This is a genomic window from Zobellia sp. 1_MG-2023 (assembly GCF_030549125.1).
Lineage (GTDB): Bacteria > Bacteroidota > Bacteroidia > Flavobacteriales > Flavobacteriaceae > Zobellia > Zobellia russellii.
The window spans coordinates 63,539-87,636 of sequence record NZ_JAUOSY010000010.1; the positions used below are offsets into that span (position 1 = coordinate 63,539).

At 40.1% G+C, this 24,098-nt stretch carries 17 protein-coding genes; 4 read left to right on the forward strand and 13 right to left on the reverse strand.

Translation table 11 applies throughout. The annotated features are described in order from the left end of the window. Positions 1 to 6: 6 nt before the first annotated feature. Positions 7 to 1,863, reverse strand: coding sequence for a DUF5060 domain-containing protein (locus Q4597_RS17150; RefSeq protein ID WP_303407350.1), 1,857 nt, complete (start codon positions 1,861 to 1,863; stop codon positions 7 to 9). Positions 1,864 to 2,108: 245 nt separating this feature from the next. On the opposite strand from Q4597_RS17150, the gene Q4597_RS17155 reads away from it, so the two are divergent. Further along, the gene (locus Q4597_RS17155) at positions 2,109 to 3,842 is read left to right on the forward strand and encodes an arylsulfatase (RefSeq protein WP_303407351.1); all 1,734 of its coding nucleotides are present in this window, start codon (positions 2,109 to 2,111) and stop codon (positions 3,840 to 3,842) included. 108 nt (positions 3,843 to 3,950) lie between these two features. Here Q4597_RS17155 and Q4597_RS17160 read toward each other — a convergent pair whose 3' ends face one another. The 5 genes from Q4597_RS17160 to Q4597_RS17180 form a co-directional block, all read right to left on the reverse strand. Then, positions 3,951 to 4,772: a sugar phosphate isomerase/epimerase gene (locus tag Q4597_RS17160; protein WP_303407352.1), complete on the reverse strand. Its 822-nt coding sequence runs from the start codon at positions 4,770 to 4,772 to the stop codon at positions 3,951 to 3,953. 77 nt (positions 4,773 to 4,849) lie between these two features. After that, the gene (locus Q4597_RS17165) at positions 4,850 to 5,569 is read right to left on the reverse strand and encodes a gluconate 2-dehydrogenase subunit 3 family protein (protein ID WP_303407392.1); all 720 of its coding nucleotides are present in this window, start codon (positions 5,567 to 5,569) and stop codon (positions 4,850 to 4,852) included. Between the two features lie 2 nt (positions 5,570 to 5,571). Next, positions 5,572 to 7,290 (reverse strand): GMC family oxidoreductase, encoded by a 1,719-nt coding sequence (locus Q4597_RS17170; RefSeq protein ID WP_303407353.1) that lies wholly within the window; start codon positions 7,288 to 7,290, stop codon positions 5,572 to 5,574. A gap of 94 nt (positions 7,291 to 7,384) precedes the next feature. Further along, complete coding sequence (locus Q4597_RS17175) at positions 7,385 to 9,496, reverse strand: thioredoxin domain-containing protein (RefSeq protein WP_303407354.1); 2,112 nt, start codon at positions 9,494 to 9,496, stop codon at positions 7,385 to 7,387. Between the two features lie 71 nt (positions 9,497 to 9,567). Next, positions 9,568 to 10,956 (reverse strand): sialate O-acetylesterase, encoded by a 1,389-nt coding sequence (locus Q4597_RS17180; RefSeq protein WP_303407355.1) that lies wholly within the window; start codon positions 10,954 to 10,956, stop codon positions 9,568 to 9,570. Positions 10,957 to 11,082: 126 nt separating this feature from the next. Between Q4597_RS17180 and Q4597_RS17185 the strand changes: the two genes are divergently transcribed. The 3 genes from Q4597_RS17185 to Q4597_RS17195 all read left to right on the forward strand — a co-directional run bounded on the left by Q4597_RS17185 (position 11,083) and on the right by Q4597_RS17195 (position 14,859). Then, positions 11,083 to 12,456 carry a Gfo/Idh/MocA family protein gene (locus Q4597_RS17185; RefSeq protein WP_303407356.1) on the forward strand — a complete coding sequence of 458 codons (1,374 nt, stop codon included), beginning with the start codon at positions 11,083 to 11,085 and terminating at the stop codon, positions 12,454 to 12,456. Between the two features lie 203 nt (positions 12,457 to 12,659). Continuing rightward, on the forward strand, positions 12,660 to 13,772 hold the full coding sequence (gene gmd, locus Q4597_RS17190; RefSeq protein WP_215441641.1) for a GDP-mannose 4,6-dehydratase: 1,113 nt from the start codon (positions 12,660 to 12,662) through the stop codon (positions 13,770 to 13,772). Position 13,773: 1 nt separating this feature from the next. Continuing rightward, the gene (locus Q4597_RS17195; RefSeq protein ID WP_303407357.1) at positions 13,774 to 14,859 is read left to right on the forward strand and encodes a GDP-L-fucose synthase; all 1,086 of its coding nucleotides are present in this window, start codon (positions 13,774 to 13,776) and stop codon (positions 14,857 to 14,859) included. An 87-nt stretch (positions 14,860 to 14,946) separates the two neighbouring features. Here Q4597_RS17195 and Q4597_RS17200 read toward each other — a convergent pair whose 3' ends face one another. The 7 genes from Q4597_RS17200 to Q4597_RS17230 form a co-directional block, all read right to left on the reverse strand. Beyond that, on the reverse strand, positions 14,947 to 16,098 hold the full coding sequence (locus tag Q4597_RS17200) for a Gfo/Idh/MocA family protein (RefSeq protein ID WP_303407358.1): 1,152 nt from the start codon (positions 16,096 to 16,098) through the stop codon (positions 14,947 to 14,949). A gap of 38 nt (positions 16,099 to 16,136) precedes the next feature. Continuing rightward, on the reverse strand, positions 16,137 to 16,949 hold the full coding sequence (locus Q4597_RS17205; RefSeq protein ID WP_303407359.1) for a sugar phosphate isomerase/epimerase: 813 nt from the start codon (positions 16,947 to 16,949) through the stop codon (positions 16,137 to 16,139). An 84-nt stretch (positions 16,950 to 17,033) separates the two neighbouring features. Continuing rightward, a complete protein-coding gene (locus Q4597_RS17210; RefSeq protein WP_303407360.1) occupies positions 17,034 to 17,840 on the reverse strand; it encodes an alpha/beta fold hydrolase in 807 nt (268 codons plus the stop codon). Positions 17,841 to 17,864: 24 nt separating this feature from the next. Further along, positions 17,865 to 18,893 (reverse strand): sugar phosphate isomerase/epimerase, encoded by a 1,029-nt coding sequence (locus tag Q4597_RS17215; protein WP_303407361.1) that lies wholly within the window; start codon positions 18,891 to 18,893, stop codon positions 17,865 to 17,867. Positions 18,894 to 18,984: 91 nt separating this feature from the next. Further along, positions 18,985 to 20,196, reverse strand: coding sequence for a class I mannose-6-phosphate isomerase (locus Q4597_RS17220; protein WP_215914793.1), 1,212 nt, complete (start codon positions 20,194 to 20,196; stop codon positions 18,985 to 18,987). Between the two features lie 17 nt (positions 20,197 to 20,213). Continuing rightward, positions 20,214 to 21,284: an aldose 1-epimerase family protein gene (locus Q4597_RS17225; protein ID WP_303407362.1), complete on the reverse strand. Its 1,071-nt coding sequence runs from the start codon at positions 21,282 to 21,284 to the stop codon at positions 20,214 to 20,216. A 30-nt stretch (positions 21,285 to 21,314) separates the two neighbouring features. Next, positions 21,315 to 24,005: a c-type cytochrome gene (locus Q4597_RS17230; RefSeq protein ID WP_303407363.1), complete on the reverse strand. Its 2,691-nt coding sequence runs from the start codon at positions 24,003 to 24,005 to the stop codon at positions 21,315 to 21,317. Positions 24,006 to 24,098 lie beyond the last annotated feature (93 nt).

The window sequence follows — 24,098 nt, forward strand, 5'->3', positions numbered from 1 at the left end:
AAGATATTACTTTCTAGCAATTACAATTACCCAATCTTTTTCTTTTTGTCCATTGTAGGCGGATAATTCTACACTGTTGGGTTTAGTAATTTTCCAACCTTCGTTCTGTTTATCATAGAGCATACCTCCTGCTTTTGGGTCATAAAAAGCAATGGTAAAGGCCCCATCACCAATGGCAAGGTCCGTAGTTTCATTTTTCGGAAGGTACACTAGATAAATCTCATCCTTTTTAGCAAAGCAGTACGCCTTGTTATTACTTACCAGCTCATCATGATTTTGCATGGTATGGAACGGCAAGTGGTCCTCAAAGAACTTTTTGGCATTATTGGTAATATCCCACCAAGCATCACGAGCCCTAAAATCCTCGGCCGAAATATCATTATTGGGTGTATCCTTTCCCCCAAAGTACCAAGAAGTTCCTGCCGCCCCGGACATTAAACTTCCCCACAGACTACTGTGCATAACCATATCATGGTTATTATTTGCTGCAGTGTCCGTTGTTACACCAATATCCCAATGGCCAATTTCATCAAGATATACTACCCAAGGTTTCTTTTTCTTGGCTGATAAATCTATCCACTTCTTAACTTCTTTATGCACTTCTGTAGTGTCATACATCTGTAAAGAAGGGATTTCAAAATTGCGATGCCCCAACATAGGGGTAAACGTTTCCTTAATAGGATCCAAAGGCCTACCCTCTCTACGCTCTCCAGTAACCCGAACGTGATTATGAACAGCTATAGGATGATTATAAGGGTCTATTTTACGAATATAATCCGCATAACTTTTTAGTTGTTCCGGACTCCGGTTGGTCTCTTCTCCCAAATTCCAAACAACGCCCAAATGATGACCAAAACGGGCTAAGAGTTCTTTATAGAAGAGTTTTCGCTCTAACCCCAGCTCCCCTTTGTTCAATATGGTATCGTTCTCCGTTTCTTGGGTAAAAACGTTCATGGCCATTCCTAGTTGGTCCATATGTGTGAAAACAACTTCCCACTGGTCCAACTTACTAACATCATAGCGCGTTTGTTCCTTGGGTGCAATCCAAGGCCAGACATCATTTCCATCTCCATTTTCATTCATCACCAAAAAATAAAGACTGTTCATTTCTTTTTCCGATAAATAATTAAGAGCCCCAATTATTCCTTTACCATTGTAGAAACCCCATACCGGATCGGAAGTCTTCCAATCATCAATATGTGATGCATATTCATGAAGGCCATCATTTAATGTTGGTGTGGCAGGACCGCCATTGTCAAATGTTCCATCAAATTCCGAATAGGCCAAGAAGTTTTCCGGGCTACCTACTCCATTTTTCAAAAAAGGTTTTTGGTCCTCACTGCGCTTAAGAAAGTGTGTACCATCGTAAGTCAACTTTCCTGTACTATAAAATCCTTTTGCTGTAGAATCTACGGGCTGTATCTCAAAACTTCCCTTTACATCCCAAATACTTTTATTTTTCTTTGGTAAGGAGAACTGCTTTACGGCAATGTTTTCACCCTCCATCAAATACGCCTGAAACTTCCAATTTCCAACGGTATTGGGAGAGAATTTAACTCGCCATTTATTTCCGGAATCCGCACTTGTATCCGCCGCTTCACCATCTCCTGCAAAGTAACCATGTACCATATACGTGGTATCCTTATTTGAAAATTTTGCAAGTAGCGAGTAATCTAAAAAGGGATTTATAGAGTCTGTTTCCGATACTTCAGGGCCATTAAAAGTCAGTGTCACAGGTTGCCATTTACGCAAAGAACCCTCCAAAACATAATTTTTGGAAGATTCCATATCCGAACAGGAACAGAACAGTAACATAAGGGCGTAGAACCCTAGGGGAAAATGCTTTAAAAAGTGGGAACACATAAGTAGTACGTTGAATTTAAATCATCATAATATAAGTATTTTTTTTCATGGAAAAATCTATTTCATCTTCAAATTTCTATTTGGTTTTATCACTATATTCATATGCTGTTAGGTTTTCTTGTATCGAAAAAAATAAGCTCCTAACCATATTCTTCTTTTAAACTATACGCATGGTACTACCTCAATTACTTAAAACATCCGTCTTGTGCATATTTAGTTTATCGTTTGTAACGTGTAAGGGTGATTTGAACAAAACTGAAAAAAACACCAAAACTGACCGTTCTACCAAACCTCCCAATATTATTTTGATTGTAGCGGATGACCAAGGTTGGGGCGATTTAAGTAGTAGTGGAAATACCAATCTAGAAACCCCGAATATAGATGCCATTGGCAAATATGGGGCTTCTTTTGAAAATTTTTATGTACAACCGGTTTGCTCCCCTACCCGTGCGGAAATACTTACCGGAAGGTATTTTCCTAGAACGGGTGTCTACTCAACTTCTTCGGGAGGTGAGCGGATGGATTTTGGAGAAACTACGTTGGCGGAAATCTTGAAAAAATCAGGTTATAAAACCGCTGCCTATGGCAAATGGCACAACGGCATGCAACCGCCTTACCACCCCAACTCACAAGGTTTTGATGATTTCTACGGATTTGCCTCCGGTCATTGGGGAAATTATTTTAGCCCTATGCTGGAGCATAATGGCGAAATTGTAAAGGGAACAGGTTTTCTTGTAGATGACCTCACCGACCATGGCCTTAATTTTATTGAAACGAACAAGCAAGACCCTTTCTTTCTATATCTACCGTACAACACGCCCCACAGCCCAATGCAAGTACCGGATGAGTACTGGAATCGTTTTACCAAGAAAGAACTCAGTTTATATTCCGATGATAAAACCAATGAAGACATAGATTTTACAAAGGCGGCATTGGCCATGGTGGAAAATATAGATTACAACGTGGGCCGGATTACTGCAAAATTGCGCAAATTATATCTTGATGACGACACTATTGTAATCTACCTTACGGACAACGGCCCAAATAGTTTTAGGTGGAACGGTGGCATGAGGGGTAAAAAAGGTTCAACGGACGAAGGTGGGGTACGGAGTCCATTATATATACAATGGACAGATGCTATCCATCCCGGAAAAAAAGTACCGCAACTTGCCAGTGCCATAGACATCTTACCTACTATAACCAGCATGCTAAATATCTCTACTGATAAGACCAAACCCATTGACGGTAAGGACCTATCTCCTTTATTGTTCAAAGATACCCCCAGTTGGGAAGACAGACCTATCTTTAACCATTGGAACGGCCATACCAGTGTACGGACTCAAGATTATCGGCTAGACAACGAAAACCGTCTATACGATATAAGAAAAGACCGAGGACAAACCAATGATATTTCAAAACGATTGCCGAAGCTTGTTGATTCATTAATCAAAGCCAAGGAAAATTGGCTAACAGAAGTAAATCCGTCTACTTCAGAAACTGACGATAGGCCTTTTACTCTAGGCCATCCTGATTTTCAATTTACCCAACTACCCGCACGTGATGCTATTGCCCACGGAAATATTAAACGAAGTAATAAGTACCCTAACGACACATTTCTTACCAATTGGAAAAGCAAAAAAGACTCGATTACTTGGGATATTGAAGTTCTTGCCGATGGACAGTTTGAAGTTCAATTATTTTACACCTCTCCAGAAAAACATATTGGCTCCATTATAGAACTTGGTATGGGTAACAGTAAAATTGCCACTAAAATATCCGTAGCTCACGACCCTCACTTAAGCGGCGCAGAAAACGACCGGATACCAAGAATGGAATCTTATACAAAAGATTTCAAGCCTATGAAATTAGGCACTATGATTCTAAAAAAAGGAAAAGGAACGTTAACTTTAAAAGCTCTAGAAGTTACCGGAGACAAAGTTGCCGATGTCAGGCTTTTATTGTTTAAGCGAATAAATTGATTGCATTAAACTCTTTCCGAATCTATAAAAGGGTATTGTTTTACCAAGAAATAAAAAACCCTGCTTAAAAGGCAGGGTTTTTAGTTTATAGCATATTCTTGGCCTTGTTTACTTATCCAAGCTTTTTAAATATTCCAAACTTTGAGGTACCTGTTCAACTACACTAGACGATTCATCCTCAATGAACATATACTCAATACCCAATTCTTTGGCTTCAGCAACGATTCCCGTAATATCTATTTGGCCTTGACCCAAAACCACATTAGTTTCATGGTCTTCCTGTCCCGTATTATTACCCTTTACACCTTTTTCCATATCCTTAAGGTGAAGAAGTGTAAACTTGGATTTATATTTTTTCATCAATGCTAAAGGGTCCGCACCACCGTGTTGCGCCCAAAACACATCCAGTTCAAAAGTATAATCCGTAGCGTTTTGAATCATATAGTCAAACAAAGTTCCATCTTCATAAGGTCTAAATTCATACCCATGTGGGTGATAGGCCAAAGTAATACCGTTCTCTTTTAGTATTTTACCCGCTTTATTGAACACCTCCGAAGCATATTGGGTCTCTTCTAAATCCCATTTATTGTCTTCATGTGGAACCCAGGCACACATTACATACTTAGCTCCATATGCTTTAGCGTTCTCCACTACTTGTTCTACATTCTTTTCCAAATCTCCAAATTTGGCTCCTACGCTTACTACATCAAGACTATTCGTTTTCAACAACTTCTTGAATTCATCTAAAGACAGACCATACGTTTCACCACCTTCAATTTTGGTAATGCCCCACCCTTGAATGGTTTCCAAAGTTCCGGGCACATCTGTTTTAAACTGATTACGTAAACTGTACAACTGTAGCCCCACTTCTTGCGCCGATAGCGATACCGTAAAAAGAGCAGTTGCAATAAAAACATTTAGTTTTTTCATTTTCTACATATTAGTTGAAAGCTGAAACTTTCTAAAGTTTCAGCTTTCCGTTAAAATTCAATTCTACCAACCCCTAGTTAGGTCAATAAATTTCCTTGTTCGTCCCATTCCGCAATATCGTTCCTTTTGCTTTGGTCCACACATTTTGCAATCCATTCCGGGTCATATTCTACTCCGTGTTTTTTAAGCACCTCATCCGGCACGCCATCCCATACATTGGGGGAGTTACCTTTATAACCCAAGTCGGCAATACCTACTTTTGAAGTATAATATCCGGTAACCACCAAGTTTCTCATTAACGCAAAAAACTGGATTTCCAATGGTTGGTCGTCTAACGGCACCTCCAAATCGTGGTTACAAATGGTATCCAAAATTTGCTTTTGTTGCTCCAAACTTGCGCTTTTAAACTCTACTCCGTTATCCGTATTGGATTTATGATCCAACCACATTAACCCGCCCAAAAGCGTATTCTGCATTTGAGGCATATCCTTACCAATAAACTCAATAAACTCCGGAACATCGGCTTCAATAGGCCCTCCATGTGGTTCTTTTGGAGGAAGGATTACCGTACTCAAAACAGCAATGGTTTCCATTTCATGCTCATTGAACAATTGTTCTGCATTCAACTTCTCTACGCGCTCCAGTTCTTTGGGTGTTCTTCCATAATAATTGGTATCCGTAGTAACGGCAGTTTCCGGTATTGCTGGCTCCGCACCTTCGGTCTTACATCCGTGAAAGGCTATTGCAGAAGCCCCTGCTCCCAAAATCATGGTCTGTATACTCTTTCTTCTGTCCATCATTAGAGATTTTGTTGTTTCAGTTGTTCAATAATATAATCCGATGCCCTCCACGATAGGGCCAAAATAGTCCAAGTACAATTTTTATCAGCCTGCGAAACGAACGGTCCGGCATCAACTATAAAAACATTGTCTACGTCATGTAATTGGTTGAACTTATTGGTTACCGATGTTTTAGGGTCGTTACCCATACGGGTAGTACCTACCTCGTGTATAATTTCTCCCGGAGCATGAAGGCCGTAATCTTTATCTTTACCTGGTTTGTTCAAATAGATTCCGCCCATATTGTGTGAAATCTCTTCAAAAGTATCCTGCATATGCTTGGCCTGACGCACTTCAATATCGGACCATTTATAATTGAACTTTAAAACGGGAATACCATAATCATCTACTGTGGTAGGGTCTATCTCACAATAATTCTCTTTTACCGCTAGCCCTTCTCCTCTACCGCCAAATCCTACAATTGCGCCATAATATCGTTTAACGTCTTCCCTAAGTTTATCTCCATATCCGCCGGTAGGTTTTCCCACCAGTTTATTGAAGCTATCCTGATCAAAACCAAAACCATAATTAGGTTGTCCCATTCCGCCCCAAACTTCAATATGGTACCCTCTTGGGAATTCTAACTTCTTATTATCTCCCCACCATGGACTGTATACGTGCATACCACCTACACCATCTTCGTTATAGGATACGTCCCTGTCCATTAGGTCCGGCACGAATGCCATACCACTACTGCCTGTGGAATCATGCAAGTATTTACCAACAAGGTCACTGCTGTTTCCTAGTCCATTAGGATGTTGTTTACTTTTACTGTTTAATAGAATTCGTGCAGAACTACAGGCCGAAGCCGCAAGCACCACTACCTTACCCCTTAACTTATATTCCTTTCTATCCTCTTTGTTGATATATGATACACCAGTAGCTCTTCCTTCTTCATTTGTGGTTACTTCACGAACCATGGCATTTACATAGAGTTTTACTTGGCCCCCATTTTTTTGCGCTGGAAAGATTAAACAGCTACCTGCCGAGAAATCTGCATAAACGGAGCATGATCTATTACATTGACCACAATAAAAACATACCCCACGTTCATTGTTAATACGCTTGGTAAGCATTGAAAGTCTTCCTGGAATTACCGGAATACCCGATTTCTTAGCTCCTTTTATGTAGAAAAGTTCATGTAGCCTTGGTTTAGGAGGAGGAAGAAAAAAACCATCGGGATCGTTCTCACGACCTTCATTGGTACCGAACACCCCAATTAATTTATCTACTTTATCATAATATGGTTTTACATCTTCGTACCCAATAGGCCAATCCTCTCCATAACCATCTCGCGTCTTGCCTTTAAAATCCAATGGTCCAAAACGTAGTGAAATCCTTCCCCAGTGGTTGGTACGGCCACCGAGCATCCTTGAACGCCACCATTTAAAGGTGGTACCTTCCGCATGTGTATAAGGTTCTCCATCTACATGCCAATCGCCATAGGACATATCCCATTCCCCAAAGGCACGGGTGGTACCCGCTCCACGACGTGGTGAGTCATAGGGGTTTTTCAATTGAGTCATTGTTTTTGGGTCTGCGGGGTCGAAGAAAGGGCCAGCTTCTACCACAGCCACCTTTAGTCCGGCATCTGCTAGTTGTTTCGTGGCCATACCACCACCTGCCCCTGAGCCTACGATGATAACATCGTATTCTTCCGGGTTTTCCTTAATCTGCATAAATTGTTAATTTTTGTTAGTTTGTTGCCACAATTTATAAATAAAAAGTGTTTACCCACCACTTTTTAACAATCGGCTTGTAAATTCTGATGATTTAAAAATTCCTCATTTGACCAAGTGCTTCATTTACAGTTTTTACCGGCAATTTACAGGTGGTATTTTGACATACATAAATAAAGGTGCCATCTGCAACATAGCGGTCTTTAAACAGTGGGGAACTACTCTCAGATTTACTTCCGACCACCAAAGCATTTGCCATTGGAATTTCATTTAAGGCCTTTACCAGAACAGGTGCATCCTTGCCCACTACGGCTATCTCAAAATAAGGGTAGGTATTGTTAAGCAATAGTGCGCTCCATTTGGAATAGCTAGGGGCGCTTTCTATAATAGCGGGTACCATTGCGGATAACATCTGTTTGGACTTGTTGGTGAAATCCACATTATATTCTATATGTCCTAACCTAAAAAGATTATATGCCATTACAGCATTAGGGGAAGGCAGCACTCCGTCATCCGTTTTAATTATTTTGGCGATAAGGTCGTTACCCTCATTATAATGGTACATTCCTGAATTTTCATCAGCAAATTCGGTTTCTGCAATGCGATTCAGCTCTTTGGCAAAGTCAAGATATTGTGTATCCAAGGTTACCCCATACATTTGTAGCGAAGCATCTATCATAAAAGCATAGTCTTCTATAAAACCTTCTTTGCGCTGACTTCCTTTTTTAAACGTATGAACCAGCTTTCCGTTTTGAAAAGAATTGGATTTTATAAAAGTGAAAACACTTTTTGCCTTTTCTAAAAATTGCTCCTGACCAAAAGCTTTATAAGCATCTACAAAACCGTTTATAAGTAATGCATTCCAAGACGTTATAATCTTATCATCACTTCTAGGGCGTACTCTTTTATTCCTTGCCTCCAACAACTTTTTGTTCCATTCAGACTTTATAAAATTCAGTTTGCTCTGGTCTATATTATGCTCTTTCACGAACACAGCATCATCTGTTTTTCTATGTAAGACATAGTTTTCATGTTCCCAAATAGCCTCTTTTTTAATTGTATAATATGCTGAAAAAAGTTCAAATCCATCTCCTAAAACCGACTTCAACTCTTCTTCCTTCCACACATAGAATTTTCCTTCTTCCCCTTCGCTGTCCGCATCCAAAGCAGCATGGTATCCGCCATTTTCATCTTTCATTTCCCTATCCAAAAAATCTACGGTCTCCCAAACAATATTTTTATAACTATCGTCTTTAAAAACAGAATATGCTTTTGAATACAAACTTAAAACTTGGGCATTATCGTACAACATTTTTTCAAAGTGAGGTACTTTCCAAAAAGCATCTGTACTGTATCTGTAAAAACCACCGCCGATCTGATCATATATTCCCCCCAGAGCCATTTTATCCAAGGTATTTCTAACATGAGTTTTCGCCTTATCGTCACTTGCCAAATCTGCATAATCCAATAAAAAATTTAGATTAGAAGGAATCATAAACTTCTGGACACCCTTTTCACCTCCTTCTTGGGCATCCCAATTCTCTTTCCAATTTGCAACGCTGGTTTTTAAAGCTTCTTTGGTAATGGCATCAAACCCTTTTGCTGGTTCAATGAGGTTGGCCTCTGCAATACCGGCAGCTACCATATCCGAATACTCTTCTGCTTTCTTGGGGTCATTTTTATAAAGCTCACTGATTTTCGTTAATACTTTTTCCCATTGGTCCTTGGTATGGTATGTTCCGCCATAAAGAGGTTTACCATTTGGTAAAGTAATCACGTTTAAAGGCCAACCTCCATTCCCAGAAATTAATTGCAATGCGGTCATATATACCTGGTCAACATCTGGGCGTTCTTCTCGATCCACTTTAATATTTATAAAATTGTCGTTCATGATTTTCGCGACTTCTTCATTTTCAAAAGTTTCTTCTTCCATGACATGGCACCAATGGCAAGAAGAATAACCAATACTCACCAGGACCAGTTTATTCTCCTTTTTTGCATCATCTAAAGCCTCTTGGCTCCATGCCCTCCAATTTACCGGGTTATGGGCATGCTGTAACAAGTACGGACTCGTTTCCTTTGCAAGGGCATTGGTGTATTTATGTTCCGTTACTTCTTGCTTCTCTTTTTCCTCTTTACAGGAAACAACAAAAAACATGGCCAGAGCCATAAAACCGGTCCAAATACTAGAATATCGTAAGGTCATAATATTATTCTTATTCCGTGAGAACTAAATCACAATAGGAGTTATAATTCAAAAAAAGCGGGAGGTCAAAGTTACTCACTTATAAAAGCCGAGGCTGGTAAACCGGCCGCATTAAAGAGATTAGGTTCTGCAATATTGTTCCATGCAAACCTTACTTTTAAAGGTGCTTTCACCTCTTTGGAGGCCAAAATAACCTTATTCCCTTTAATTTTCGCTTTCGCGGGATGAAATATTCCATCTGCCCCCGCAATTTCAAAATAGCTTTCCTTTTTATCGGTAAACATGAGTCCATCTGCATGATCAAAAATCACTTCAATCTTTTTCCATTGCAGGTTTACCTCCTTAAAAAGGGGGCCATACACCTCTCCATCATAACTATCATAGGTTTCTTTGAGCGCCAAATTTGCCAGACGAAGACCTACGTCCTGTTTGTTCGTAGGATGAATATCATCAATTGTAGCAATATCACTAACCACTACCATTCCAGAATTTGGTATGGTTTTCAAAACACGTCTCTGCACATCTCTTATCATAACACCTTGTTCGGGTTCCTTATAATTAAATGGTGCTATCTGCACATAGTAAAATGGAAATTCAGAGCTCCATGCATTTCGCCAAGAACTTATCATTTCCGAAAAAAGTTTACCGTAAACATTTGCCCTACCTCTATTGGATTCTCCTTGATACCAAATTGTTCCCGCGATTTTAAACGGAGTAATGGCATGAACCATTCCATTGTATAATTGCGAGGGCGATACAGGGCTCCACGGCGTTTCTTCAAGACCCTCAGCAGAAAGTTTTAAATCTTCATGGGCGTCAAAAACCGATTTTGGAGTCCAGACCTCTGCTGGCGAACCGCCCCATGCATTATCTATTAAACCAATAGGCACATCTAATTCGCCCTGTAACCTTCTTGCAAAAAAATAAGCTACCGCACTAAAATCCTTCATAGTATCTGGGGTACATACTTCCCAAGACCCTGGAATATTTTCTTGTGGAAAATCTGATGTACGCCTGGCTACCGTAAAAAATCGAATGTTAGGATAATTAGCATTTTTTATTTCTTCTTCGGCATTATCTATACCCTTGTTTGTTGTTGCACTCCATTCCATATTGGACTGTCCCGAAGCCAACCAAACCTCACCGATCATGACATTTTTTAACCCTATTTGATTTTCATCACCTTTAAACGTAATGTTATACGGGCCACCTGCCTCTGGAGTATCTATTTCTAATTTCCATTTGGCATTTATGGTGGTCTTTACCTTATATTCTTTATTATCCCAACTTGTAAAAACAGTCACTTCCTCACCCGTATTTCCCCATCCCCAGAACAAAACTTTTTCATTCCGTTGTATCACCATATTATCGGAAAACAGGTTGGGCAATTCAATTTTCGCCCAAATCGATTGGCATGACAACATCAATAAAAAAGCAACAATAAAAAATCTAAATTTCATAAAAATCGGATATTAGTTGGATCAAGATTTAAATATACTATTTTCTTAAAGTACCCCAATACTATAGTGTTAATTGTAATCATTTAAATATCTTTAGAAAGCGAACCGAACCTAAAAGCTATGTACATGAGAAACAATTCTATAAGCCGGAGAAAATTCATTAAAAATACTTCTAGTCTAATGGCCCTATCTACCATTGGAGCATACGGACTAGATTTTGCTCATAAGGAAAAAACCTTTAGAGTGGGGCTAATAGGTACAGGTTGGTATGGAAAGAGTGATCTTTTCCGGCTTATGCAGGTTACGAACGTTGAAGTAATTTCCCTGTGCGATGTAGACCGGCATATGCTGGAGGAAGCGGGTAAATTGGTTGCGCTTCGCCAAAAATCAAAAAAGAATCCCCGTCTGTACACCGATTATAGAAAGATGCTAGCCGAAAAGGATTTAGATATTGTTCTTGTGGGAAGTCCAGACCATTGGCATGCTCTGCAGGGTATAGATGTCTTAAAATCCGGAGCTCACCTCTATCTTCAGAAACCCATAAGTGTAGATGTAATGGAGGGGGAAGCCCTTGTTGCCGCAGCAAACAAATACGGAAAAGTTGTGCAAGTGGGTACGCAAAGAAAGAGTACACCCCATTTGGTAGAAGCTAAAAAGAATATTGTAGATGCTGGATTACTGGGTAAAATCTCTCATGTAGAAATTTGTTGTTACTACCATATGCGAGCCAATGGTAATCCGCCTGTTGTGCCGGTACCTGATTTTTTTGATTATGATATGTGGACAGGCCCAGCCCCCTTGAGACCATTTGACGGTTTACCTCACAGACGCTGGTGGCGTACTTTCATGGAATATGGTAATGGTATAACGGGTGATATGTGTGTACATATGTTAGATACCGTACGGTGGATGCTAGATTTAGGTTGGCCAAAGAAAATAAGTGCTACAGGGGGCATTTATGTTCAAAAAGAAGGGAAGTCCAATATTGCAGATACACAAACTGCCGTTTTTGAATTTGATGAGCTTGATTGCATTTGGAACCATAGGTCTTGGGGAACACCTGCCGACCCTGAATATCCTTGGTCTTTTAAACTTTATGGAGAGAACGGAACACTCTCCGGAGATGTAAAAAAGTATGATTTTGTACCTCATGGTGATGGTAAGAAAATACATGGCGATGTTATCTACGAAAGAGAAAAGTACCCGGAGGACTTAACAGAAAAGGATATTGAACTACATGCAGCACCGGCCACAAGGGCCCATATGCTAGATTTCTTACAAGCCATAGAGCATAATACACTGCCTGTAGCCAATATTCAAGAAGCCCATATTTCTACTGCTAGCTGCATCTTGGCCAATATGGCCATGGAACTAAACAGGCCATTGGTTTATGACCAAAAAGAGTTATCCGTGGTAAATGACCCTGAAGCAACAAAACTTCTTCAGCGTGGTTATAGAGAAGGTTGGGAACATCCGCTTCCGGAGATGTTCAAGGGGTAAACATTTTCCTGATTCCTAGAGAAAACCTATGTCGGTTACAATTTTTATTATAAAACCGATATCAAAATATGGGTTTCTCAAAGTATACACCTTGCAACCTTAATATCCTTATTTTTAGATAATTTTGAGACAAATCTTACTTGTCTAAAGATATAATTCTACATCTTTGCCACTATAAATAAAAACCATTAGAACTCAGCATTATGAAAAAATGTTTGATTACAGGAATTACAGGTCAAGATGGAGCATACTTGGCTGAATTTTTACTAAAAAAAGGATATCAAGTTCACGGACTAAAAAGAAGATCTTCTCTTTTTAATACTGACAGAATTGACCATTTATACCAAGACCCACATGTTGAGGGAAGAAACCTTCATTTGCACTATGGCGATATGACCGATAGTACAAACCTTATACGTCTTATTCAAGAGATTCAACCAGATGAAATATACAACTTGGCCGCAATGAGCCACGTTGCCGTTTCTTTCGAAACTCCAGAATATACTGCAAATGCAGATGGTATAGGTACATTACGTATCCTAGATGCCGTACGTCTTTTGGGTCTGGAGAAAAAAACAAGAATATACCAAGCTTCAACTTCTGAGCTATACGGAAAGGTACAAGAAGTACCACAATCGGAAACCACTCCGTTCTACCCTCGTAGCCCATATGCTGTTGCAAAAATGTATGCATATTGGATTACTGTAAACTACCGTGAGGCATACGGAATGTACGCATGTAACGGTATTCTTTTTAACCATGAATCTCCTATTCGTGGAGAAACTTTTGTTACTCGTAAGATTACAAGAGCCGCTTCCAGAATTGCATTAGGTCTTCAAGACAAAGTTTATTTGGGTAACCTTGATGCCAAAAGAGATTGGGGCCATGCCAAAGATTACGTTAGAATGATGTGGATGATCCTTCAAGCTGATGAAGCTGAGGATTGGGTAATTGCTACTGGCAAAACTACGACTGTTCGTGATTTTGTAAAAATGAGTTTTGCTCAGGCAGGAATAGAAGTTGCTTTCTCAGGTGAAGGTGTTGATGAAATAGGAACAGTAGTTTCTTGCAGTAACCCAGATTACCAAGTAGAAATAGGAAAAGAAATCGTTGCTGTAGATCCAAGATACTTTAGACCTACGGAAGTTGATTTGCTTATTGGAGACCCAAGCAAAGCAAACAACAAACTAGGATGGACTCCTAAGTACGATTTGAAGGACTTGGTTGAAGATATGATGCAAAGCGATTTAAAATTGATGAAGAAAGACACCTATCTTAAAGATGGTGGCTATCGTATCATGAACTATTTTGAATAGCATGAACAAAGACGCAAAAATTTATATTGCAGGACATAGAGGTCTTGTTGGTAGTGCCATTCTCAAAAAGCTGAAAGCAGATGGTTTTTCAAATTTTGTTTTGAAAACACATGCTGAACTTGATTTGACGGATGCTAACGCCGTTGCCACATTTTTTGCCGAAGAAAAACCAGAATATGTTTTTCTTGCTGCGGCTAAAGTGGGCGGTATTGTTGCCAATAACACCTACAGGGCAGATTTCATTTACGCTAATCTTATGATTCAGAATAACGTGGTTCACCACAGTTATTTAAACAACGTAAAAAAACTGTTATTCCTGGGAAGCACCTGTATTTATCCTAAGGAGTGTCCTCAACCCATGAAAGAAGATTACCTTCTTACGGATACTTTGGAGTACACCAACGAACCATACGCCATTGCTAAGATTGCAGGTATCAAATTGTGCGAGAGCTACAATTTACAGTACGGAACAAACTTTATTTCCGTTATGCCTACAAACCTCTACGGCCCCAATGATAATTTCGATTTAGAGAAATCGCACGTGCTACCCGCACTAATTCGAAAAATGCACTTGGGCAATGCTTTAGAGACGCAAGATTGGGACAACGTTAGAAAAGATTTGAACGAACGTCCAATCGAAGGTGTGGACGGTAATGCTAGCGAATCCGATATCTATACTATTCTTGAGAAATACGGTATTAAAAAGACCGGTGACGAGATTAGTGTGGAAATTTGGGGGAGCGGCAAGCCTATGCGCGAATTTCTTTGGTCCGAAGATATGGCCGATGCGTGTATATTTATCATGAAAAGCAGAAATTTTGAAGATACCTATGCTACTGGTGAAAAAGAGATTCGCAATACCCATATCAACATAGGTACAGGTAAAGATCTTTCAATTCGTGAGTTGGCAGAATCAATCAAGGAAATGGTAGGGTTTAAAGGTTCTTTAAATTTTAATGCCGATAAGCCAGACGGCACCATGAAGAAATTAACCGATGTCTCCAAACTGCATGGTTTAGGTTGGAAACATAACATTGACCTTAAAGAAGGTATTGAGAAAATGTACAGCTGGTATCGTTCAGCATAACTGCTCAAAATCTATTGATATAAAAATCCCGCTAACCAATTGGTTAGCGGGATTTTATTTTTTGATAAAGTATATAAAATTACTTTTCTAAACTAAACCAGTATCTTTCCAACTTTTAGAATTGGCCGAGTTGATTACAGCTTCACAAACTTTTTGTGTCATTAGAGCATTCTCAAAACTAGGTTCACAAGGCTCCCCTGTTTCCAAGCTCTTTAAGAAATCGGCTACTTGGTGTACAAATGAGTGCTCGTACCCGATAGACGTACCAGGAATCCACCATTTATCCATATAAGGCTGATCACTGTCCGTAATCAAGATTCTTTTCCATCCTCTTACTATGGCATCATCTGCATGCTCATACATTTCAAGATAGTTCATATCATGTAGATCCCATCGTAGCGAAGCGTGTTCCCCATTTATCTCTAGAGTATTCAAAGCCTTGTGACCACGTGCATAACGAGTTGCCTCAAACAAACCTAAAGCTCCGTTCTCAAAATGACAATGAAAAATACATGCATCATCTATAGTCACTTTTTGAACTTCCCCGGTTCCTTGGTGTACACGTTCCTTAATGAATGTCTCCGTTACGGCTGATACATCCTTTATTGGTCCATTTAACCACATAGCACTATCTATACAATGCGCCAATAAATCTCCCGTTACCCCGGAACCTGCTGCTTCGGCATCTAAACGCCATAAAGCCTCGCCGCCTTGGGGCAGTTCCGGATTAATGGTCCAATCTTGCAAAAAGTTAGCCCTGTAATGGAATATCTTGCCCAACTTACCGGAATCTACAATTTGTTTGATCAAGGTTACTGCCGGAACACGACGGTAATTATAAAAAACCGTGTTAGCTACGCCTGCCTTTTTAATAGCATCTACCATTGGCTGGGCTTCAGCAATGGTACGGGCCAAAGGTTTTTCACAAAGGACCATTTTACCGGCCTCGGCTGCAGCAATAGCAATATCGGCATGCATATCATTGGGAGTACAGATATCGACAGCGTCAATATCCTCTCTGGCAATAACCGCTTTCCAATCGGTTTCATAAGATTCAAATCCCCATTGCTCAGCAAAAGCTTTTACCTTTTCCTCAGTTCTGGCACACACCGTTTTTAAAACTGGGCGGTATTCAAGTTCTGGAAAAAAATCACCACTACGTTTGTAGCCATTTGTGTGCGTCCTTGCCATTAAACCAGTTCCTATCAATCCTATACGGAGTTCTTTTTTGTGTGCCATTTGCTGTAATTTTAAGTTTAAAAAATGTTCATATTCATTTATATCAAAGGCCTTAAAACCTCTTCTATGTAAATACCATCTTTTAAAGTAACCCCGTCTGGATCGGTTATTGCAGCATCACATTCATCCTCTACAATAATCCACCCCTCAAAATCGGTTTCCTTTAAATACGATGTTATTCCCTTAAAGTCAATTATACCATCGCCCATTGCTGCCCATTTTCCATTATCATACATATCCTTGTAATGAACACAGTTTACCAATTCGCGATACTGTTTTATAATAGGTAAGGGATCCATACCTCCTTTGGCCATATGCCCCACATCCGGTGTGTATTTGATCACGTTACTATCCAGACCGTTCAATAGAATTTTATAATCCTCCTCTGTTCTATATATAGAGCCCATTGGAGAATTTGGATGATACGAACACACCACACCTTCCCCTGCCGCTCTAGTGGCAATTTCATTTACACAGGTCAATAGATTCTGTTGCCGTTCTTGCAGGTGTTCACGATCTTGCCCCGGCATTTGCACCAGTAACAATATAGCTTCCGGAAAATGTTTCATGAACTCGATCCATTGATCGGCATTTCTCTTTTCCTCATCAGTTTCCTTTGGATTCCTCCAGTCTTCTACATGACATAGAACAGTCAATTCAATATTGTTTTTATCTAAGGTCTCCTTGAAAACTTTAGGATCTGTAAACCCGTTCATGAAACCCGTATCAGGCTCAATACCTTTAAACCCCGCTTTAGAGGTTACCTCAATTATATGGTTTAATTTATTTTTATATTTTTCACCGGACATTGCCCAAGTATAGGTTTCGCAACCAATTTTTATTTTTGACATTGCTATATTATTTTTTGTTAGGATTGGATGGGTCATTTATAAAACGATAGGTATTACCCGTAAACGTTCTAAACATAACCTGACTTAATAGTTGGCTTTTAACCAGTTCAACACTCTTGGATTAAAATCGTCCAATTTCTCCCAATGGAAAGCGTGACCTGCATTATCGTAAAGATGGAGCTCACTATTTGGAATTCCCTCAGATACCTCACGCACCATCCATTCTGGCACGAACATATCCTGCTTACCTCCTATTATAAGCGTAGGCGATTTAATTTGGGATAATTGTGCCACCACGTTGTGACTAATACAGGCTTCTGCCTGAGCTTCCAATCCATGTAAGGGTTGTTGAATAGCTTCTAAACCAGCACCTTTTTGGCCACTTAGCAATCCTTCAAATTCGGCATCATCATCAAAAGTGGGCTTGTCAAAAATGAGCAACTGCATAAAATTAGCAAACTGCTCCGGCCTTAGATGCGCCTTTATATGTGTAATGTGCCTAAATATAGCTTCACCCTTTCTATCGCAACTGGCCCAAGGACACATAGCTACCATAGCCGAAACCTTTTCAGGGTGCCTAATAGACATCTGCAAGGCTATAGCTCCTCCCATGGAAACCCCTACAACAGCTGCACTAGTTATGTTCAATGCATCTAGAAGCGCCGCACTGTCATCGGCCATTTGAGCCGTGGTATAAGGACCTTCCGGTTTATCGGACAATCCCACCCCGCGATTATCAAAAAGTATACATTGGTATTCCTTTTCCCAATGAGAAACATGCTTTTCCCAAACTGCAGATGCAGCCGTAATACCCATTATTAAAAGTAAGGGCTTGCCCTCTCCTCTTATTTCGTAATTTAACTGAACTCCGTTAACTGTAACAAATGACATAGTTTTTATCTTTTTTGTTGTTAGTTAGCTCCATCCATGTAATTCGCGAACCTTAATAAGGGTTGCCAAAATATCGTTCCAAGTCTGCTGTTTTAGCATCACATCATTATCAAACATGCAACCATCCCAACAAATATGTTTAACCGCTTTTGTCAATTCGCCATTTCCGTCTCTTAACCAGAAGCCGGCATCCTTAGCAACATCTAATTTACCGTTTGGATCCGTAGCCAAACAATGACGCCCTGTTTTATCATGTGAACCGGTACCATGTACCGTTCCATCATTTTGGGCCACATGAAAATCTATGGTCCATGGTCTTAAAGCATCCGTAACGGTTTTAAGACCCGCTTCCAATGTTTTTCTGTCCGACCAATCAAAATTTTCAGGTAGAATCCTATCTTCTGGCGCGTTATAGCCCAATAGATATAATAAGGTATGAGACATATCTGCTTGAAAACCAATATTGGGTCTATCTACAGCTTCTAAAGTTTCTACCATAGCCTTCCAGCTATGCATTCCCGCCCAGCAAATCTCACCTTCTGCAGCTAATTTCTCATCATAATCCGCAGCTACATCACATGCCTCACGAAAGGTTTTAGCAATCAATTTGGTATTGTTTACTGGATCCTTGGCCCAGTCTTCCGGACTAGAGGCAGAATCTATTCTAATAACACCATATTGTCTTACACCGTGCTCCCTGAAAATTTTTCCAAAATGACACGCACGTTGCACCATAGCTACAAATGTCTTACGGTCCTCATCCGAACCCAAGGTAGGTCCGCCCCAAATAGGTGCGACCAATGTGCCAATATTCAGATTGCGACCAGCAACCTTATCCGCAAGTCTTTTAATGTCATCATCAGAACTATGAATATCAACATGAGGATCAAATAACCCAATATCTATTCCATCAAACTTAATACCGTTAACTTCTGCATTTGCAGTCATATCAAGCATTTGATCAAACGAAATAGGCGGTTCCGAATCTGGTCCTTTACCAACAATACCGGGCCATGAGGCATTGTGGAGTTTTGGAAAAGTGTTGTCTTTCATACTTCTGTTCTTTTAAATTATACGTATTTACTTCTTTAATTTAGCGCAATTTTAAACGTAAAAAATACACTTGCTCTAAAATACGGTTTATTTATAATTTAAGGTCAGGATTTTTTGGTCCAAAATGTTTTAACATTACAATAGGATCGGTTTTACTATGGTTTACGATGGTAACACCTTCTTTTGCTGCTTTTTCAGTTACAAAATATTCATCATGTGTTAATTGTCCGTATCTAATAAGTGATGGGGTCTCTATATCCCAAACACCCATCTTACCATGGCCTTGCATCATAATCATTCCATAGCAGGCACTATCCTTAATGGTGACTGTTTGCCCTGGCAGAACCGTCAATTCTTTGGCGCTAAAAGCATCGGAACGGTAACAGATCCATTTATCAACATAACCCTCTGCCTCCATTTCCTCCAAAGGCTTCACAGGAATAGGCCTCATAAAACGCGTTTCCAACATATTGGGGTCCGTATTCAATTCCCAATCTATTACTTCCATAAGCTGGTCAAAATCGCCTTTTCTATCCTCTGGAGTTCCGTTCCACAACAGTTCTTCTGGAATAATAGCTTCATTTACCAAAGATTGGTACATAGCAAACACATCGGATGCTTTTTGCGGTTCGTAGGTACACATACTACCTGGAGCGTGAAGCATTCCCGGTGGCACATCCCAACCCGTTCCTGGTTCCAATCTAAAGGCCGATGAAAAGTTTGTTATCTTGTTATCTCCTTTGGTAAAATTCTTTAGACATTCTTTTATCTCCTCTTTCGTCGTACCGGGAGTTATCCCGAAAAAAGTGTACGGAAAATCGCCTCCATGGTTATTTACCTGAGGTGGAAAATAATATGCTTCCGGTTTTCCCTTTTGACCAATTTTGGCCGCATGCTCATCATTATGGTGAATGTGATGTGGCAACGGCCCCATATTATCAAAAAACTTGGAATACATAGGCCAACTTTGGTACTCGTTCCACAGACGGTCTCCAATAATCTCACCTTTTAATTCATCAATAACATCTTTTAAAAGAATCTGTACTTCTTTGCCATCTTCTTCAAAAACAACCGGACTTAAACCTTCGTTCTCTCCGGTTAACGGTCCATTTTCCGCAGGTGTCGTTGAAGAAAACCAACGTTCATCTATACCTCCACGCTCTCCTCCCAAAACGTAATAATCATCTGGATGCAATTTTATCCTTCTACCCGGAACACAAAAAGAACGCGGTACCCAAGTTGGTGCCAAACGTAAAATTCCCTGTCCCTGCTCCAAAGCCTTTCTAGCCGATGAATTTGCCATAGTATTCAATATTAATTTTATAAAAAAGATGTTATAAATGTTTCTATTTTTTCCGGTGATAACACTTCCAATTCCAGTGAGTAGCTTCTACTTTCATTGGGTTCCAACAAAATAAGTGTACCATCTTCCCGTGCCTTATTTTGTCCTACCGGCGGATTTGTTGCCGGCTCTAAGGCCGTAACATATTCATTTTTGCCCCAATGTTGCCAATTGATCAACCAGGGTAATTGTTTTTTAGGAAAGCGAAGTGATACGGCCAAATTGAGTTTTTTATTATAAATTCCGCAGTGGCAATTTCCTTCAGTATCCGCTTCTGCATCAATAAAAGCAACATCCTCTCCTGTTCCGGAATGTGCCTCTAAAGGCTCTGGGCATTTTCTAAAGTTCACTTCGTCCTTAAATATTTTACGCCCAGAGTCCGGTGTTGGGGATTCCCAGTTGCCTTTCCAAAGTAAATCTGTGCCTTCATCCACCAATGGCCAACCAAAATTTACGTGATACAAGAGCATATGTGGCGCCATTTGATTCCCGCGATTAAGCACCTCATCATGAACGTGAATTTTAGCTTCACCCAATTTCCCTGAAATAGTTCTTTTCAATTCCAAGATGGGTCCAAAAACCTGAGCTTCCCGAACAATACCGGTGATACTCATTTCCATTTTCCCCGCAATTGGGTCCGGCTGAACAATAGATATAATTTCTGCAGGCGTATTACTTATAAGGCCATGAAGCCCTCTTGCGCCATGTTCATCCTCCTCTGGTCCGCCCACATGCGATAGTCCGCAAGTGGTTAAAAGTCCGCCGCCAAAATTCCGTATCCAGCCCATTCCCTTGTCTGAAAATCGTTCAGGAGGAACTACTCCAGTTTTGCTCAACCAAGCCAAACTATGTTCTTTATAAAAGGCATCTGCAATATCCATCCCACGATCAAGAACGACCTTGTATCTTAGCCCTGTTCCTGTATTGATCCATGCAATGCGTGTTCCTCTCCCTAAACCATTATCAAGGACAGAAGTCTCAATACCACCAACCTGAGCGGTATTCCCAATCTTGTCTTTACCTTTATATATAATTTTTTCCGTGAGCATTGCGAATATAATTCTGACTTACCAAATCTCTTATTCCTTAGTGAAAATTTCGTTTTTGGCATCACCACCAGCAATGAGGTACGCCAATAAGTCTTTCACCTCATCATCACTCAAACGATTGATCGTACCTGGCGGCATCAATGAAACCGATGACATTTTAGTACCCAATACCTCCTCTTTGGGAATAGTCCTAAGAACATCAGGCGCATACGGATTCTGAGAAATCGTATAATTTTCCCCTTCCTCACCAATTAATCTACCCACAATAGAGTTTCCATCCTTAAGCATAAAAACCGTGGTGTTGTACTGATCTGAAATTACATCACTTGGATCAATAATAGCTTTAAGAATATCTTCCGCAGAAAACCGAGTACCGATTTGGGATAATTCCGGGCCTATATTCTCTCCTTCGCCACGCATACTATGACACGTAACACAATTGGTTGCCAAAAACATGTTCCTACCGGTTTCAAAATTTCTGTTCTGCAAACCATCGGCCAATAAGGGTGCTATATCCTTTTCTTCCCATCTCTTGCCAGGCCCTTTAGGCTGCACCGCACTGGAAACCAACTCGTTTCCGGATTTACTCAGCAATGAATCTCCTGACATTTGATTGTAGAATTCCTTTTTATTCGCAGCCACGTGGGTCAACGCTTTCTTCCTTGCCTTATCTATAAAACCAATATAGCTACGGCCCGCTTTAAATGAAAAAGCTTTATAAAACCATTTGAAATATTTTTCTCTTAACTCCGGCGTCCAACCTACTGTGGCATCCTGTAATACCAGACCATAATATGTATGCTGTGCCAAAGGCATATTTTTTAGGGTTTCGGCGATGTCCATTCCATACTGCGGATTTCGTAAAATCAAATCTGCCGCATCCGTGGCCGTATTTGCCATTACCGAAGCATTTTCCCCTTCTTCGGATTCCAATAAGGCAAGTGTTTTTGAAATCACCGAGGCATCATCCACAAATACCAATGTTTTGCTCAACAATTGATTTAACACGTCCTTATCCGCTGGATAGTGAGCTGAAAGATATCCGCTGATTTTTCTTTTAATATCTGCATTAGGTTTCCCAAAACGCGCTAAAGTAAGCTCTATGGCACGAACCAAATCTACTTGGTTTTGCTCAGAGAGACTTGCATAATCAATATGTACCAAAGAATTCAATAGTTGATCACGCTGACTTTTATCTCCCTGTCTAGCCAAAGCAACGGCAGCATGAATCTTTCTAACCGCATTAGTTTCCGCATAAACTTTTTCCTGCCAAGTGCTTACAGGTTGATGTTCTACAGCAATACGGGCAGCATATTGAATAAAACGGTCTTTACTATTTAAATAAGGCCAAGCAAAATCTAAAGCCCCATCCTTAGGAGCACCGTGATAAGTCTCCAATTTTTTACGGATTTCGTTTTCCTTATTAGGCTCCAAATTCGCAACGGTCCCCGTTAGTTTATCTGAATTTTTATAATAAACACGATACAGGTCTGATTCTAACCTACGTCCTCCGGTCATAAAGTACATGGCTCCGTCCGGGCCAATAACCCCATCCGTTAACGGAAGTGGAATTCCAGATAAAAATTCCTCTTTTTCACCAATATAAGATGCACCATTAGCTTTCATTTCAATGGCATAAATAATCCCGAAACTCCAATCAAACGCAAATACGCTATGTTGATATTTTTCAGGAAACTTAGCTCCATTTCCATGCATTACATTAGTAGGTGACCCTTGACCTATATTAAGTACAGGAGGTATGTTGTCCGGATACGCAGCAGACCATTTACCATTTCCTGTTCGCCATCCAAATTCCGCTCCGCTTGTAACATGGCAAATTCGGGTGGGGCGATACCATGGCATTCCCAAATCCCATTCCATATCCGAGTCATAAACGAACATATCTCCCAATTCATTGAACGCCAAATCAAACGGATTTCTGAAACCTGAAGCCACAAGCTCCCATCGTTTTCCCTCAGGGTCAAGATTTGCCACCCAACCGCCGGGAGCCCCACGATCATTGGCATGCCCACGAGGGTCTTTAATTTGAGGAAACAAATTGTCATCCTGCCAGTTGTTAGGAAGACGATATCCTTCCATCTCCGGTAAGTCTGTATGGTTACCGGCTATAACGTATAGCGACTCCCCATCTGGAGAAAGAACTATACTGTGAGGGCCATGCTCTCCAGCCCCGTCCAAAGCCTTTAAAAGTGTTATTTTGTCGTATTGATCATCATTATCCGTATCCTGTAAACGATAAAGGCCACTAGTCTTTTCAAAATCATCACTGCCCCTATGGTTTACCATTACATAAAGGCTATTGAAAGCGTATAATAACCCTTGGGCATAACCCATTTGTATTATGGAATCTGCTACTTTCGCTTCCGTTTGAATTTTAAGCTTTTCTATTTTTGGTGTAAGATTGTCCGCTCCTATTGGTGCAACTTCCATTCTGTACAAAGCACCGTATTGATCTGAAGTAATTAATCTTCCCTTATTATCAAAAGTCATGGCCACCCAAGACCCCATATTATTATCTCCAGGACTATATAAATGTTCTGCATCAAAACCTGGCTGTAATTTTAGCTTTGCTATTTTCGGGTTATCGGACTGAACCGTTTCACCTTCGTTTTTTTTATCGGACGTACAGGAAGTAGCTAAAATCAAAACACTACAAAGGAGAAGATTAAGCTTATTAATCCTTAAAAAATTTATAATCATTTTAAGTTTTGTTTAAATAGAATATAGGTTCATTAAAGAACCGATAATTCTATTGAGTTGAGTTGGTGTTTTAAAAACATGGCTATAACTTTA